This is a genomic window from Kosakonia sp. HypNH10, assembly GCF_029850615.1.
Lineage (GTDB): Bacteria > Pseudomonadota > Gammaproteobacteria > Enterobacterales > Enterobacteriaceae > Kosakonia > Kosakonia cowanii.
On the sequence record NZ_JAOTIU010000004.1, the window covers coordinates 66,866 to 80,428 of the forward strand.

Annotated in this window: 14 protein-coding genes; 6 read left to right on the plus strand and 8 right to left on the minus strand. The window is 53.0% G+C overall.

Annotation, left to right across the window (positions count from 1 at the left end; genetic code table 11):
* Positions 1–2: 2 nt before the first annotated feature.
* On the minus strand, positions 3–1,247 hold the full coding sequence (locus N7V53_RS12695) for a polysaccharide deacetylase family protein (protein WP_023480477.1): 1,245 nt from the start codon (positions 1,245–1,247) through the stop codon (positions 3–5).
* 217 nt (positions 1,248–1,464) lie between these two features.
* Between N7V53_RS12695 and N7V53_RS12700 the strand changes: the two genes are divergently transcribed.
* Positions 1,465–1,794: a hypothetical protein gene (locus N7V53_RS12700; protein ID WP_054802813.1), complete on the plus strand. Its 330-nt coding sequence runs from the start codon at positions 1,465–1,467 to the stop codon at positions 1,792–1,794.
* 81 nt (positions 1,795–1,875) lie between these two features.
* Here N7V53_RS12700 and N7V53_RS12705 read toward each other — a convergent pair whose 3' ends face one another.
* Both N7V53_RS12705 and N7V53_RS12710 read right to left on the minus strand, forming a co-directional pair.
* Positions 1,876–2,646, minus strand: a complete 771-nt coding sequence (locus tag N7V53_RS12705; protein WP_034813337.1) for an ABC transporter permease — start codon at positions 2,644–2,646, stop codon at positions 1,876–1,878.
* Positions 2,643–3,569 (minus strand): ABC transporter ATP-binding protein, encoded by a 927-nt coding sequence (locus N7V53_RS12710; protein ID WP_023480271.1) that lies wholly within the window; start codon positions 3,567–3,569, stop codon positions 2,643–2,645. The genes N7V53_RS12705 and N7V53_RS12710 overlap by 4 nt, the downstream gene beginning before the upstream one ends.
* A gap of 107 nt (positions 3,570–3,676) precedes the next feature.
* Between N7V53_RS12710 and can the strand changes: the two genes are divergently transcribed.
* Positions 3,677–4,339: a carbonate dehydratase gene (gene can, locus N7V53_RS12715; RefSeq protein WP_023480421.1), complete on the plus strand. Its 663-nt coding sequence runs from the start codon at positions 3,677–3,679 to the stop codon at positions 4,337–4,339.
* Positions 4,340–4,367: 28 nt separating this feature from the next.
* On the opposite strand, the gene hpt is transcribed toward can, so the two are convergent.
* Entirely contained in the window at positions 4,368–4,904 is a 537-nt protein-coding gene (gene hpt / locus N7V53_RS12720; RefSeq protein WP_023480399.1) for a hypoxanthine phosphoribosyltransferase, read from the minus strand.
* Positions 4,905–5,110: 206 nt separating this feature from the next.
* Here hpt and N7V53_RS12725 point away from each other — a divergent pair, with 206 nt between their 5' ends.
* Complete coding sequence (locus N7V53_RS12725; protein ID WP_279793591.1) at positions 5,111–7,501, plus strand: glucose/quinate/shikimate family membrane-bound PQQ-dependent dehydrogenase; 2,391 nt, start codon at positions 5,111–5,113, stop codon at positions 7,499–7,501.
* 222 nt (positions 7,502–7,723) lie between these two features.
* On the opposite strand, the gene cueO is transcribed toward N7V53_RS12725, so the two are convergent.
* Positions 7,724–9,280 (minus strand): multicopper oxidase CueO, encoded by a 1,557-nt coding sequence (cueO, locus tag N7V53_RS12730; RefSeq protein WP_279793592.1) that lies wholly within the window; start codon positions 9,278–9,280, stop codon positions 7,724–7,726.
* 144 nt (positions 9,281–9,424) lie between these two features.
* Between cueO and N7V53_RS12735 the strand changes: the two genes are divergently transcribed.
* From N7V53_RS12735 to speD, 3 genes are all read left to right on the plus strand, one after another.
* Positions 9,425–9,772 (plus strand): YacC family pilotin-like protein, encoded by a 348-nt coding sequence (locus tag N7V53_RS12735; protein WP_023480277.1) that lies wholly within the window; start codon positions 9,425–9,427, stop codon positions 9,770–9,772.
* A gap of 86 nt (positions 9,773–9,858) precedes the next feature.
* Positions 9,859–10,719: a polyamine aminopropyltransferase gene (gene speE / locus N7V53_RS12740; protein WP_279793593.1), complete on the plus strand. Its 861-nt coding sequence runs from the start codon at positions 9,859–9,861 to the stop codon at positions 10,717–10,719.
* 20 nt (positions 10,720–10,739) lie between these two features.
* Positions 10,740–11,534, plus strand: a complete 795-nt coding sequence (gene speD, locus N7V53_RS12745) for an adenosylmethionine decarboxylase (RefSeq protein ID WP_279793594.1) — start codon at positions 10,740–10,742, stop codon at positions 11,532–11,534.
* A 30-nt stretch (positions 11,535–11,564) separates the two neighbouring features.
* On the opposite strand, the gene yacL is transcribed toward speD, so the two are convergent.
* From yacL to N7V53_RS12760, 3 genes are all read right to left on the minus strand, one after another.
* A complete protein-coding gene (gene yacL / locus N7V53_RS12750) occupies positions 11,565–11,927 on the minus strand; it encodes a protein YacL (protein WP_023480494.1) in 363 nt (120 codons plus the stop codon).
* Between the two features lie 176 nt (positions 11,928–12,103).
* On the minus strand, positions 12,104–12,565 hold the full coding sequence (locus tag N7V53_RS12755) for a DUF943 family protein (protein ID WP_279793595.1): 462 nt from the start codon (positions 12,563–12,565) through the stop codon (positions 12,104–12,106).
* Entirely contained in the window at positions 12,555–13,400 is an 846-nt protein-coding gene (locus N7V53_RS12760; RefSeq protein WP_279793596.1) for a YPO3983 family protein, read from the minus strand. Before N7V53_RS12760 ends, N7V53_RS12755 begins: the two co-directional genes overlap by 11 nt.
* Positions 13,401–13,563 lie beyond the last annotated feature (163 nt).

Here is a 13,563-nt window from a genome sequence, read left to right on the forward strand (position 1 = left end):
CCCTACCCCTGCGGCTGATTGCTGATCAGCCGCGACATCGTTTCCAGCGAATCCGTCCGTAAGATATAGAGCCGCTTTAATAAGAACGGATTATCCCCCGGCTTCACCTTCCCGCGCACCGTGGTTACCGCCATATGGAAACCGGCGTCATTTGCCGCTTTCACCGCTTTATCGTCATAACCGCCAAACGGGTAAGAGAGATAGAGCACATGCGGGTTGAACTGCGCCAGCGCGCGGCGCGAACGTTTAAAATCAAACAGAATGTTGTGATAGCTGCGGCTAAAGAGGATCGGATGACGCGCGTCGTCGACCCGGTGCAGAAAGTGGGTGTGCGACTGCACATCAAACACATCACGAATGCCGTTAAGCTCCGACACGCTCATAAATTGCAGCGATTTTGGGTCCCACTTCTGCGGCTTCAGCTTGATGCGCGACGAGATAATAAACGCCGTCGCTTTAAAACCATACTGGCGCAGGATCGGGTAGGCGTAGCGGCTGACGGACTTCAGCCCATCATCAAAAGTGATCACCACCGCGCGCGCGGGCAGGTTCATGCGGTTACGCACATACCCTTCCAGTTGATACATCGACAGCGTGGCGTAACCCTGGTCGCGCAACCACGTCATCTGGTTGGTAAAGGCGCGAACCGAAGTGGTGGTGGAGGTGTGGCGAAAGCGGGTGTTCTCTTCGTCATGCAAAATATGGTGGTAAGTCAGCACCGGCAGGCCGTTATCTTCCTGCGCATCGAGGCTGCTGACCCACGCCAGCCGGTTGCCAATGCGGATCTGAAACCAGGTCTGGTTCAGGCGATCTTTGAGCTTATCGATAATCGGGTAGCGCAGGTTTTGCGCCAGCGTGCCGAACTGCGGGCTGGTTTTATCCGGCGCGTTGTAGAGCGGCGTATCCTGCCAGGTGATGAGATTCTGGTTGCTGAGCGGCTTATTAAGATCGCCGAGGCTATCCTGCACGCGCTTGTTGCCCGTTACCGTGCCGAGATGGCCTTTATCAATAAATCCCGAGCCAAAACCGAAGCGAAAGGCGTAGTAATCCTCCTCGCCCGGCACCACGCCGATGATCTGCCCGGCGCGAATATTACCGACGGTAATGACCTTATCGCCCACCTGCGCCCAGATGTCGGCATCTTCGGTGGTTTGCAGATAACGTGCAGGAACAGCTTGTTCGCTGATAATGGCGGCAGAGGCGCTGCCGGCCAGCAACAGAAAGAGAAAGGCAATCAAACGAGACATGAGACGAACCGCGTTAGGAAAGTGGCGTGATTGTAACAAAACCTGAGGGATTTAATGGCTTTGTTTAGGTCAAAAAGTGGGCTAACTCGGCGGATTGCCTCTTGGGCAGATGACCTCTGGCGTGGAATGCTCATCTTCTGTTCAAATTTTGCCTTTCCATTTCCGTGGTGTATTTTATTTGTGCAGTTGCACCTTAATAATGGACTAAGGAAATATTATGAACATGGATAAAGCTATCATTCTCGCTCTGCTTTTAGGTTTTTCATCCGCTTCAGGCGCGGCTTTCGCGGGTCAATGCCCGGCAAAAGGAAGCATAACGTCAACGGGAGTGGAAACGGACACGGATGGGATTTCAAGCATGGTTTATTGCTCGCCATCCGCCACTAATTGTAAATGGAAAGGATTCGACCCGATGGCCATCATAGGCAGCAAAGTGAAAGAGCTCTTAAATGCGATGAATCAGCCCACCAGAAACAATGGGCTCACTTATTGTGACTACCGATTAGAAACGGGCGATCAAATAAGAATGTCTTTAAAACACGATTAATTGCTGTTCATGCATAACAATAAGATCGCCGAAGCGATCTTATTGTTTTTTAGAGCAATGTTGAAAATAGCCGGGTAACCGTTAGCTACGCAGCCCGCGCCCGCGCTGAATCAGATACCAGCAGGTCAGATAGAAGCCGAGAATAAAGACCACCAGCACGCCAACCGTGGTGACCAGCGGCACATCGCTAATCCCGAGGAAGCCGAAGCGGAAGCCGCTGATCATATAGACGATCGGGTTCAGGTGCGACAGCGCCTGCCAGAACGGTGGCAGCAGCGTCAGGGAGTAGAAGACGCCGCCCAGGTAGGTCAGCGGAGTCAACACAAAGGTCGGGATCAGGCTGATATCGTCAAAGGTTTTGGCGAACACCGCATTCAACAGACCGGCCAGCGAGAAGAGCACAGCGGTAAGCAGCAGCGTCAGCCCGACAAACAGCCATGAGTGCACCTGGAAAGGCACGAAGAAGAGCGACACCGCCGTTACCAGCACGCCAACGCACAGGCCGCGCGCCACGCCGCCGCCCACATAACCGACGATAATCACGTGCGTCGGTACCGGTGCCACCAGCAGCTCCTCAATGTTGCGCTGGAACTTGGCGCTAAAGAAGGAGGAGGCGACGTTGGCATAGCCGTTGGTGATCACCGCCATCATGATCAGACCCGGAACGATAAACTGCATATAGGTGAAGCCGTGCATTTCACCGATACGCGAACCGATCAGGTTGCCGAAAATAATAAAGTAGAGGGTCATGGTGATCACCGGCGGCACCAGCGTCTGCACCCAGATACGCATAAAACGCTGGATCTCTTTGTACCAGATACTCTTTAGCGCCACCCAATAAAGCTGCATCATGCGCCCTCTCCTTTCCTGTCATGCACCAACGTAACGAACAGCTCTTCAAGGCGGTTGGCTTTGTTACGCATACTTAATACCTGGATCCCCTGCGCGCTCAGCTGGCTAAAGACGCTGTTGATCCCCTGCTCGCGCAGCACTTCAACTTCAAGCGTTGAGGTATCCACCAGGCGATATTGATACCCTTCCAGCTTCGGCAGCGCGCTTTTCGCCGCTAAATCGAGGATAAAGGTCTCCGATTTGAGCTTGGAGAGCAGCGACTTCATCGAGGTGTTCTCCACCAATTCACCATGCTGGATGATGCCGATATTGCGGCACAGCATCTCCGCCTCTTCCAGATAGTGAGTGGTGAGAATAATGGTGGTGCCTTTGTCGTTCAGATCCTTCAAAAAGCCCCACATGGAGCGGCGCAGTTCGATGTCGACGCCCGCCGTTGGCTCATCAAGGATCAGCAGTTTTGGCTCGTGCATCAGCGCGCGGGCAATCATCAAACGGCGCTTCATCCCGCCAGAGAGCATGCGCGCACGTTCGTTGCGTTTCCCCCACAGATCAAGCTGATTGAGGTACTTTTCGCTGCGCACTAAGGCATCTTTACGATCGACCCCGTAGTAGCCTGCCTGGTTGACGACAATCTGCTGTACGGTTTCAAAGGGGTTGAAGTTGAACTCCTGCGGCACCAGCCCCAGCTGGCGTTTGGCGTTCACCACATCTTTTTCCAGGTCATAGCCAAAGACGCTGACCCGGCCAGAGGTTTTATTCACCAGCGAGCTGATAATACCGATGGTGGTCGACTTACCCGCGCCGTTCGGCCCAAGCAGGGCGTAGAAGTCTCCCGCCTCGACTTGCAGGTCAATTCCGCGCAGCGCCTGAACGCCGCCCGGATAGGTTTTTTTAAGCTGCTCAAGCTCCAGTGCAATGGTCATGAATTATCACTTACCTATTTTCTTACACTCGATGTGTGGTTTTAAAAGAGAAAGAGTTGACCTATATTAGGCCTCGCACTTATTTTGCTTACAGGTCGCAAAGCGCTATGAAAGACATAGATACACTCATCAGCAACAACGCACTATGGTCAAAAATGCTGGTCGAGGAAGATCCAGGATTTTTTGCAACGCTGGCGCAGGCACAAAAGCCGCGCTTTCTGTGGATTGGCTGTTCAGACTCACGCGTTCCGGCTGAGCGCCTGACTGGCCTTGAACCCGGCGAGCTGTTTGTTCACCGTAACGTGGCCAACCTGGTCATCCATACCGACTTAAACTGCCTCTCCGTTGTGCAATACGCCGTTGATGTGCTGGAAGTTGAACACATCATCATCTGCGGCCACTACGGCTGCGGCGGTGTTCAGGCAGCGGTTGAAAACCCGGAACTGGGTCTTATCAACAACTGGCTGCTGCACATTCGCGACATCTGGTTTAAACATAGCTCGCTGCTCGGCGAAATGCCGCCAGAACGTCGTCTCGATACGCTTTGCGAATTGAACGTCATGGAGCAGGTTTATAACCTTGGCCACTCAACGATTATGCAATCCGCCTGGAAACGCGGCCAGAACGTGACGATTCACGGCTGGGCTTACGGCATCCACGATGGCCTGCTGCGCGATCTGGAAGTGACTGCCACCAACCGCGAAACGCTGGAACAGCGTTACCGCACGGGTGTACAGAACATCAGCCAGAAGCACATTAATCACAAATAACAATCGGGGCCCGTCGGCCCCGATTTTTTTATTCGTCCAGCATTACCACTTTGCCGACATAGGGCAAATGGCGATAGCGCTGAGCGTAGTCAATTCCGTAACCCACCACAAACTCATCCGGAATCGAGAAACCGACATACTCAACGGTGACATCCACTTCGCGTCGCGAGGGCTTATCCAGCAGGGTGCAGATCGCCAGCGATTTCGGCTCACGCAGGCTCAGGATCTCGCGCACTTTCGACAGCGTGTTGCCAGAATCGATAATGTCTTCAACAATCAATACATCTTTGCCGCGAATATCTTCATCCAGATCTTTGAGGATTTTCACATCACGGGTCGATGACATGCCGCTGCCGTAGCTGGAGGCGGTCATAAAATCGACTTCATGAGAGACCTGCACTTCACGGCAGAGATCGGCCATAAACATAAACGAGCCGCGCAGCAGCCCCACCAGCACCATCTCGCTGCCGCTATCTTTGTAACGTTCAGTGATTTGACGACCCAGTTCGGCGACGCGTGCTTTGATCTCCGCTTCCGGGATCATCACTTCAACTTTGTGTTTCATATTAACTAACCATATGATTTTAGAAGCAAATAATTCAACACCAATCGCTTAAACCGGTGATTGAAACGCAAGCCGTGAAGTATACCAGCAAAACCAATTCAGGTGGGCATGCATCGAGAAAGCTCGATTTGTGATGACGATCACACTTGTTAACACCTATAATTAGTTGCTATCAAAAATTTAACAAACTGATGAGTATTCCTTTTATGGCAGAAACAAAATCGCAACGGTCGCGGCTATTGATAATGCTGACGACGATCTTTGCAGCCTTCTGCGGGCTGTATCTTTTAATCGGTGGTGTCTGGCTGGTCTCCATCGGCGGCTCCTGGTACTACCCCATCGCTGGTCTGGTGATGCTTGGCGTAACCTGGCTGCTGTGGAAAGGGAAGCGTTCCGCGCTCTGGCTTTATGCGGCCCTGCTGCTTGCCACCATGCTGTGGGGCGTTTGGGAAGTCGGCTTCGACTTCTGGGCGCTGACCCCACGTAGCGATATTCTTGTCTTCTTCGGTATCTGGCTGATTCTGCCATTTGTCTGGCGTCGCCTGATTATTCCTGCCCGCGGTGCGGTTGCTGCTCTGTTAGCGGTACTGCTGATTAGCGGCGGCATTCTGACCTGGGCCGGTTTTAACGACCCGCAGGAGATCAACGGCACCCTGAGCGCTGACTCGACGCCTGCTGCACCGATCTCCAACGTTGCCGATAGCGACTGGCCGGCTTATGGCCGTAACCAGGAAGGCCAGCGTTACTCCCCGCTGAAGCAGATTAACGCGGATAACGTGAAGAACCTGAAGGAAGCCTGGGTATTCCGCACCGGCGACCTGAAGCTGCCGAACGATCCGGGTGAAATCACCAACGAAGTGACGCCGATTAAAGTGGGCGACACCCTGTTCCTCTGCACCGCTCACCAGCGCCTGTTCGCACTTGATGCGGCAAGCGGTAAAGAGAAGTGGCACTTCGATCCGCAGCTGAATGCGGACCCGTCCTTCCAGCACGTCACCTGCCGTGGTGTCTCTTACCACGAAGCGACGGCGGAAAACGCCAGCCCGGAAGTCGTGGCTAACTGCCCGCGCCGCATTATTCTGCCGGTCAACGACGGTCGCCTGTTCGCGGTGAACGCCGATAACGGCAAGCTGTGTGACACCTTTGCTAACAAAGGTATCCTCAACCTGCAAACCAACATGCCGGTTACCACGCCGGGGATGTATGAGCCGACTTCACCGCCGATCGTCACCGATAAAGTGATTATCATTGCCGGTGCAGTAACGGATAACTTCTCTACCCGTGAGCCGTCTGGTGTGATTCGTGGTTTCGATATCAACACTGGTAAGCTGCTGTGGGCCTTCGATCCGGGCGCGAAAGATCCGAATGCAATCCCGGCGGATGAACACCACTTCACCCTTAACTCGCCGAACTCCTGGGCACCTGCGGCCTATGACGCCAAACTGGATATGGTCTACCTGCCGATGGGGGTTACCACGCCAGATATCTGGGGCGGTAACCGTACGCCGGAGCAGGAGCGTTACGCCAGTTCCATTGTTGCGCTGAATGCGACCACCGGTAAGCTGGTGTGGAGCTATCAGACCGTACACCACGATCTGTGGGATATGGATATGCCGTCCCAGCCGACGCTGGCGGATATCGATGTAAACGGTAAGAAAGTCCCGGTCGTTTATGCTCCGGCGAAAACCGGTAACATCTTCGTGCTGGATCGTCGTAACGGCGAACTGGTTGTGCCGGCACCGGAAAAACCGGTTCCGCAGGGCGCAGCGAAAGGCGATTACGTCACCAAAACCCAACCCTTCTCCGATCTGAGCTTCCGTCCGAAGAAAGATTTGAGCGGTGCGGATATGTGGGGCGCCACCATGTTCGACCAACTGGTGTGCCGTGTGATGTTCCACCAGATGCGTTATGAAGGCATTTTCACCCCGCCTTCTGAGCAGGGTACGCTGGTCTTCCCGGGTAACCTTGGCATGTTTGAGTGGGGCGGTATCTCCGTCGATCCAAACCGCCAGGTGGCGATTGCCAACCCGATGGCGCTGCCGTTTGTCTCTAAGCTGATCCCGCGTGGTCCAAACAACCCGATGGAGCCGCCGAAAGATGCGAAAGGCACTGGTTCGGAATCTGGTATTCAGCCGCAGTATGGCGTGCCGTTTGGCGTAACGCTGAACCCGTTCCTCTCGCCGTTTGGCCTGCCGTGCAAACAGCCAGCCTGGGGTTATATCTCCGCGCTGGATCTGAAAACCAACCAGGTAGCATGGAAAAAACGTATCGGTACGCCGCAGGATAGCCTGCCGTTCCCGATGCCGATTAAAGTGCCGTTTACCCTTGGTATGCCGATGCTTGGCGGCCCGATCTCCACTGCCGGTAACGTGCTGTTTATCGCCGGTACAGCGGATAACTATCTGCGTGCGTACAACATGACCAACGGTGACAAACTGTGGGAAGGTCGTCTGCCAGCGGGTGGTCAGGCAACGCCGATGACCTATGAAGTGAATGGCAAGCAGTATGTTGTCATCTCCGCAGGCGGTCACGGTTCGTTCGGTACCAAAATGGGTGATTACATCGTGGCGTTTGCTCTGCCGGATGACGCGAAGTAATTAAGCACTCTGATGTAGACTTGCCGGATGGCGGCTAACGCCTTATCCGGCCTACAAAACAAAGCCCGGCATGCAGTGCGCTGCCGGGCTTTTTTATTGTGAAATCGCAACGCATTGCCGGATGGCGGCTGGCGCCTTATCCGGCCTACAAAACCCCGAAGAGACCACAGGACCGTAGGCCTGATAAGCGAAGCGCCATCAGGCATTAGTGCCAGCTACGGTTTACGCGACGGTAAAGCCGAGCATCATGCCGGTGTCTTCATGCTCCAGTAGATGGCAGTGCGCCATATAGGCAGACTCTTTCGCTGCTGCATGATCAAAGCGCACCAGCACTTCGCTGCGCGCTCCGTACACATTGACCGTATCTTTCCAGCCTGCGCGATGCGCGGCGGGCGGCTTGCCATTTTCGGAAAGAATGCGGAACTGCGTACCGTGAATATGGAACGGATGCAGCATCATGTCCCCCTCCCCGGAGATCACCCAGCGTTCAAACTGCCCTTTTTGCACCGCAAATTGCGGCGTCACCATATCAAACGCTTTGCCGTTAATCCGGTTGGCATTGTGGAAATCAAACCCCTGGCTGCCGTGATCCATATGGCCATGATCCATCTGCATCCCGTGCATATCGCCATGATGCATTCCCATGCCCGCCATCGCGCCGTCGCCATACTTCTGCTGTAGCGCCTGCATACCCATCATATCGAGCATTGGATCCATCGACAGTTGCAGGGTGCGCTGAGTTAAGCCCTCAAGCGCAGGCAGAGCGGGCAGCGAAGCAAGCGTATCCGGCAGATCGCCCGAGGCGGTCACCTGCAACGGTTGAATACGCAGCACCGGCACCGGCTTATCAAACGGCGCGACGGTCATGCCCATCTGCTTAACTGGCAGCGTCATCAGATCGAAAGGCTTACCATCGCTGATATCCACCAGCACCTCGAAGCGCTCGCCCATCAACATCGGCAGTTCAGTCACCTTAACCGGCTCACTTAACAGCCCGCCGTCGCTGGCGATGACATAGAGCGGGCGCTTATCGCTGGTAGCAAAATTGAGCGAGCGCGCGTTACACCCGTTGAGCAGGCGCAGACGCAGCCAGCCGCGCGGAGCCGCATGCTGCGGGTAGACGGCACCGTTGGCGAGCAGCGTATCGCCAAACCAGCCCACCGCCGCGCTCATCACATCGAGCTGGTAATCAATCTGCCCCTGCGCGGTAAATTTTTTGTCCTGCACGATCACCGGCACATCATCGATGCCCCACTGTTGCGGCAGGCGCAGCTTGCGGCTGTTGTCATCTTCGATCAGCACCAGCCCGGCCAGCCCCATCGCCACCTGACGCCCGGTTTTGCCATGCTGATGAGGGTGGAACCAGCAGGTGGCAGCCTGCTGCGTGGGCGTGAAGGTTACCGTCCGGCTACCGCCCGCCTTAATCACGCCCTGCGGCCCGCCGTCGACCTCCCCCGGCACTTCGAGACCGTGCCAGTGCACAGTGGTCTCTTCCGCAAGCTGATTGCGGATATCCACCGTCACCGCTTTTCCCTGGCGCAGCTGAATAGCTGGCCCCAGCAACGCGCCGTTATACCCCCAGGTTGTCGCGCTTTTCTGCGCAAACTGGCTCTCCCCTGCCTGCACCGTTAAGACAATGCGGCTCTCTGCATCCGGGGCAAGCAGCGGTGGAATGGGTAACGTGGGCCGGGTAGCGGCAAAGAGCGAGCGGCTCCAGAGCGGCAGCGCGCTGGCAGCCCCCAGGAGCGCGGAATATTTAAGGAAATCTCGACGTTGCATGGGTATATCCTTATCAAGAGTCGGCGATGCTTTAAGCGTAAACCTTTCCCCTGCCGGAAGGTCAAGAAAGCAGACGATAATAAATATCGTCGCGTTAACTGGACTGTGCTAACGTTTAATTTCCGTTACGCCGTGGTAGAGAGAATGAAAACGTTTTTCAGAAGTATCATCCTTGGCAGCCTGCTCGCTGTCTCCGCCAATAGTTATGCCCTGAGTGAATCTGAAGCTGAAGACATGGCCGATCTGACGGCGGTGTTTGTTTTTCTGAAAAATGACTGCGGTTATAACAACTTACCTAACGGGCAGATCCGCCGTGCGCTGGTCTTTTTTGCCCAGCAAAATCAGTGGGATCTCAGCAACTACGATAGCTGGAACATGAAAGCGCTGGGCGAAGAGAGCTACCGCGATCTGAGCGGCATCGGCATTCCAACGGCGAAAAAGTGCAAAGCTCTTGCCCGTGACTCGTTGAGTCTGCTCGCCTACGTGAAATAGCGCCTATCTTTTGACCGTGCATCGTTCTCCAGAGTTGGCTATCATGTTGCGCCCGTTTTTCACGGATGTTAACAAAGGAGCGACGAATGGCCGACAACACCATTTGGCAAGAAACGCTGCACGACAACTTTGGTCAGTACTTTGCCGTTGATAAGGTGCTTTACCACGAGAAGACCGATCATCAGGATCTGATTATCTTCGAAAACGCCGCCTTTGGCCGCGTGATGGCGCTGGATGGCGTGGTACAAACCACCGAACGCGATGAGTTTATCTATCACGAGATGATGACTCACGTTCCGCTGCTGGCGCACGGTCACGCAAAGCATGTGCTGATCATTGGCGGCGGCGACGGCGCGATGCTGCGCGAAGTCTCCCGCCACAAAAATATTGAAACCATCACCATGGTAGAGATCGACGCAGGCGTCGTCTCTTTCTGCCGCCAGTACCTGCCGAAACACAACGCCGGTGCCTACGACGACCCGCGTTTTGAGCTGGTGATTGATGATGGCGTCAACTTCGTCAACCACACGCAAAAAACCTTCGATGTGATTATCTCTGACTGTACCGATCCTGTCGGTCCGGGCGAGAGCCTCTTCACCTCGGCGTTTTATGAAGGGTGCAAGCGCTGCCTCAATCCCGGTGGGATTTTTGTCGCGCAGAACGGCGTCTGCTTCTTACAGCAGGAGGAAGCCGTCGGCAGCCATCGCAAACTGGGTCACTACTTTGCCGATGTCAGCTTCTACCAGGCGGCGATCCCGACCTATTACGGCGGCATTATGACCTTTGCCTGGGCGACGGATAACGAAGCGCTGCGCTCGCTCTCCACGCAGATTATCGCCGCACGTTTCCATACCGCCGCACTGACCTGCCGTTACTACAATCCGGCAATCCATACGGCAGCATTCGCTCTGCCACAATATCTACACGATGCACTGTCTGCACAGTGACGCTAAGGGGGTGAGAAAAATTGAAAAAGCTTAAACTACATGGCTTTAACAACCTGACCAAAAGCCTGAGTTTTTGTATCTACGATATCTGCTACGCCAAAACCGCCGAAGAGCGCGACGGCTATATTGCCTATATTGATGAACTCTATAACGCCAACCGCCTGACGGAGATCCTGACGGAGACCTGTAACATCATTGGCGCCAACATTTTGAATATTGCCCGCCAGGACTACGAGCCACAGGGTGCGAGCGTGACGATTTTGGTGAGCGAAGAGCCGGTCGACCCGCACCTGATCGATAAAACCGAACATCCGGGGCCGCTGCCGGAAGCGGTTGTCGCGCATCTGGATAAGAGCCATATCTGCGTGCACACCTACCCGGAAAGCCACCCCGAAGGCGGGCTGTGCACCTTCCGCGCTGACATTGAAGTCTCAACCTGCGGGGTGATTTCGCCGCTGAAAGCGCTGAACTACCTGATCCATCAGCTTGAGTCGGATATCGTGACCGTCGACTACCGCGTGCGCGGCTTTACGCGCGACGTGAATGGCATGAAGCACTTCATCGACCACGAGATTAATTCGATCCAGAACTTTATGTCTGACGATATGAAATCGCTGTATGACATGATGGATGTGAATGTTTACCAGGAAAACATCTTCCATACCAAAATGTTGCTTAAGGAGTTCGATCTTAAGCACTACATGTTCCATACCAAACCGGAAGATTTGACGCCGCAGGAGCGGGAAGAGATCACGGAAGCGCTGTGGAAAGAGATGCGCGAGATCTACTACGGCCGTAACATCCCGGCCGTGTAAATGCGCAGCGGGAGCAGGGACGCTCCCCGATTAGCGCTGCTTGAGAAATTGCCGGTAAGCGGCCACCACCTGAAGAAAATCTTCCACCCCGCAGAGGGATAAACTCTCCTCATCGTAGTAGTTCATCCCCTCTTCCATCTCGTCGCCGGTAAACTCCAGCAGATTGGCGCGGATCATCACCTCTTCACCATCCAGCCACAGCGTATACTCATGGCCGACGCGCTGCCACGAGCGCTCGCTGCCCTTCACCGTTTGCGCCGCCTGCTCCACTTCATCCAGCAGGGCGAGATTCTCTTTCACCTCTTCGTTAAACCAGTGGCCAATCACTTCGTGCCCCATCGACATGCGCACTTTGACGCCGCCGGTGACATCGCGCAGAAATTCGTAATCCATCATTGCTCCTCATGGGGGCCAGAGAGCCGCCAGTGCTTTAATTATCGCAGCACCATACAGGAAAAAAAGCGCGGGGACGGGAAGTCGTGAAAAATTCTTACAGATGAACCTGAACGGGCTGGCTGCAACAGTTTTTTGGTTATGCTCATTGTATTGTGTCTCCCCCTGCTCAGAAATCACTCATCACTTAACTGCACGACCTCCCCGTTTTCATGCATTCGATATCGTCCATCATTGACGGTAAATAACGTATCTCCGTTACGATCGCGCTCAACGATAAAAATCTTATTCTTGTCGATACACCGTTTTTCCGTCTTCATATCATCGAAGCACAACAGATCATATTTACCCTCTTTTTTATAACCATCGCCAAAATCCCAGAACATAACATTGAAATATCCCCAACTTGAGGGCTTTGGAATGCCGTATAATTTTTGCAGAATATTTTTATTTTGTACCCACCAGTTTATTTTTCCTTTATCAGTGATGGGAAATTGCTCTACCAGCACAGAACTAAAATGACCATCTTCATGAATAGCGATGATTTTTACCGGGCGTTGTGTAAGCCAGATAAAAAAACCGGCCAGAATTAAAATTGACAGAATCACGCTATAAATGAGCCTGTTATTAAATTTCATTGCGCTCTCCGCTAATCTCAACAGTTGCTTCCATGTTAGTCATAAATGGCTTATATCCAAACCTTTCATAACGCTGAAGCATAAACCAGATACGAAAGAAACGAAACTGATTGAATTTGAATTTAGATATATCGGTAATATCGAGACCAAAGTGATCCTGAATTTTGTAATGGACCTCAGCGCGGTAATAGGTTTCATCGATATATAAAGATTTTACTGCGATATGCGTTGCCCAGGTATCATGCACGGTGATGCCCATCCCGTTGAAGCTATCTTTAAATCGGTCAAATTTTGGCAATTTGCTAAAGGAAATGGCTTTGCTTAACTCACCTGCTCTTTCAGCAGGATAGGATTGAGTTGACCAATCAATATTTTGCTGAAAAGCCTGCTTTAATAACAATCTACTGCTATTCACTGCTGATTTATCGGTAAGGATTTGTTCTCGCAGCGCGTTATTGAGAATTGTATTATAAAAAGGCATTCCATTGCCTGTTTGCATATGGGTAATCATTTCCTTTATGAGATGTTGGTAATTACCGTAAATGGAAAAGGTGCCCGATAACAATCGGAACTCATCAAATAGTATAGCGGCGCACTCTTGCAGGGTAACAAGGCGTCCTTCATGCCGGGTTCTATAATTCATAGATAAAGAGTGATTAAGCGGACTTATCTCCTGCAGGGTATAGGGGTTTATTCGAGATGATATATCCAGCAAATGAAGATTACTCTTTAAATAACGTGCAGATAAATCACCATAGCGCATATCAGGCGCACCATAATCATCCATCGTTTTTTGAGTTTTAAAAATCAGAGTGGGAAAAACTTGCGCGACCATCGAACACCTCCATTTATTATCATCCTTTGGCGTAATCTGCCCAGGAAGAATAAAACGTTATATGTTGGAGGTTAAGTCGATGCGGGGTCAGATGAGTCTAATTCGGAATTTAACTTTTTTTAGAGACATAACGGAAAAAAAAGCCACTCCGAAGAGTGGCTTT

Bases quoted from the DNA above. Each gene is read 5' to 3' on its own strand.
- N7V53_RS12695 (WP_023480477.1), bottom strand. From the start codon at position 1,247: ATGTCTCGTTTGATTGCCTTTCTCTTTCTGTTGCTGGCCGGCAGCGCC.
- N7V53_RS12700 (WP_054802813.1), top strand. From the start codon at position 1,465: ATGAACATGGATAAAGCTATCATTCTCGCTCTGCTTTTAGGTTTTTCA.
- N7V53_RS12705 (WP_034813337.1), bottom strand. From the start codon at position 2,646: ATGATGCAGCTTTATTGGGTGGCGCTAAAGAGTATCTGGTACAAAGAG.
- N7V53_RS12710 (WP_023480271.1), bottom strand. From the start codon at position 3,569: ATGACCATTGCACTGGAGCTTGAGCAGCTTAAAAAAACCTATCCGGGC.
- can (WP_023480421.1), top strand. From the start codon at position 3,677: ATGAAAGACATAGATACACTCATCAGCAACAACGCACTATGGTCAAAA.
- hpt (WP_023480399.1), bottom strand. From the start codon at position 4,904: ATGAAACACAAAGTTGAAGTGATGATCCCGGAAGCGGAGATCAAAGCA.
- N7V53_RS12725 (WP_279793591.1), top strand. From the start codon at position 5,111: ATGGCAGAAACAAAATCGCAACGGTCGCGGCTATTGATAATGCTGACG.
- cueO (WP_279793592.1), bottom strand. From the start codon at position 9,280: ATGCAACGTCGAGATTTCCTTAAATATTCCGCGCTCCTGGGGGCTGCC.
- N7V53_RS12735 (WP_023480277.1), top strand. From the start codon at position 9,425: ATGAAAACGTTTTTCAGAAGTATCATCCTTGGCAGCCTGCTCGCTGTC.
- speE (WP_279793593.1), top strand. From the start codon at position 9,859: ATGGCCGACAACACCATTTGGCAAGAAACGCTGCACGACAACTTTGGT.
- yacL (WP_023480494.1), bottom strand. From the start codon at position 11,927: ATGGATTACGAATTTCTGCGCGATGTCACCGGCGGCGTCAAAGTGCGC.
- N7V53_RS12755 (WP_279793595.1), bottom strand. From the start codon at position 12,565: ATGAAATTTAATAACAGGCTCATTTATAGCGTGATTCTGTCAATTTTA.
- N7V53_RS12760 (WP_279793596.1), bottom strand. From the start codon at position 13,400: ATGGTCGCGCAAGTTTTTCCCACTCTGATTTTTAAAACTCAAAAAACG.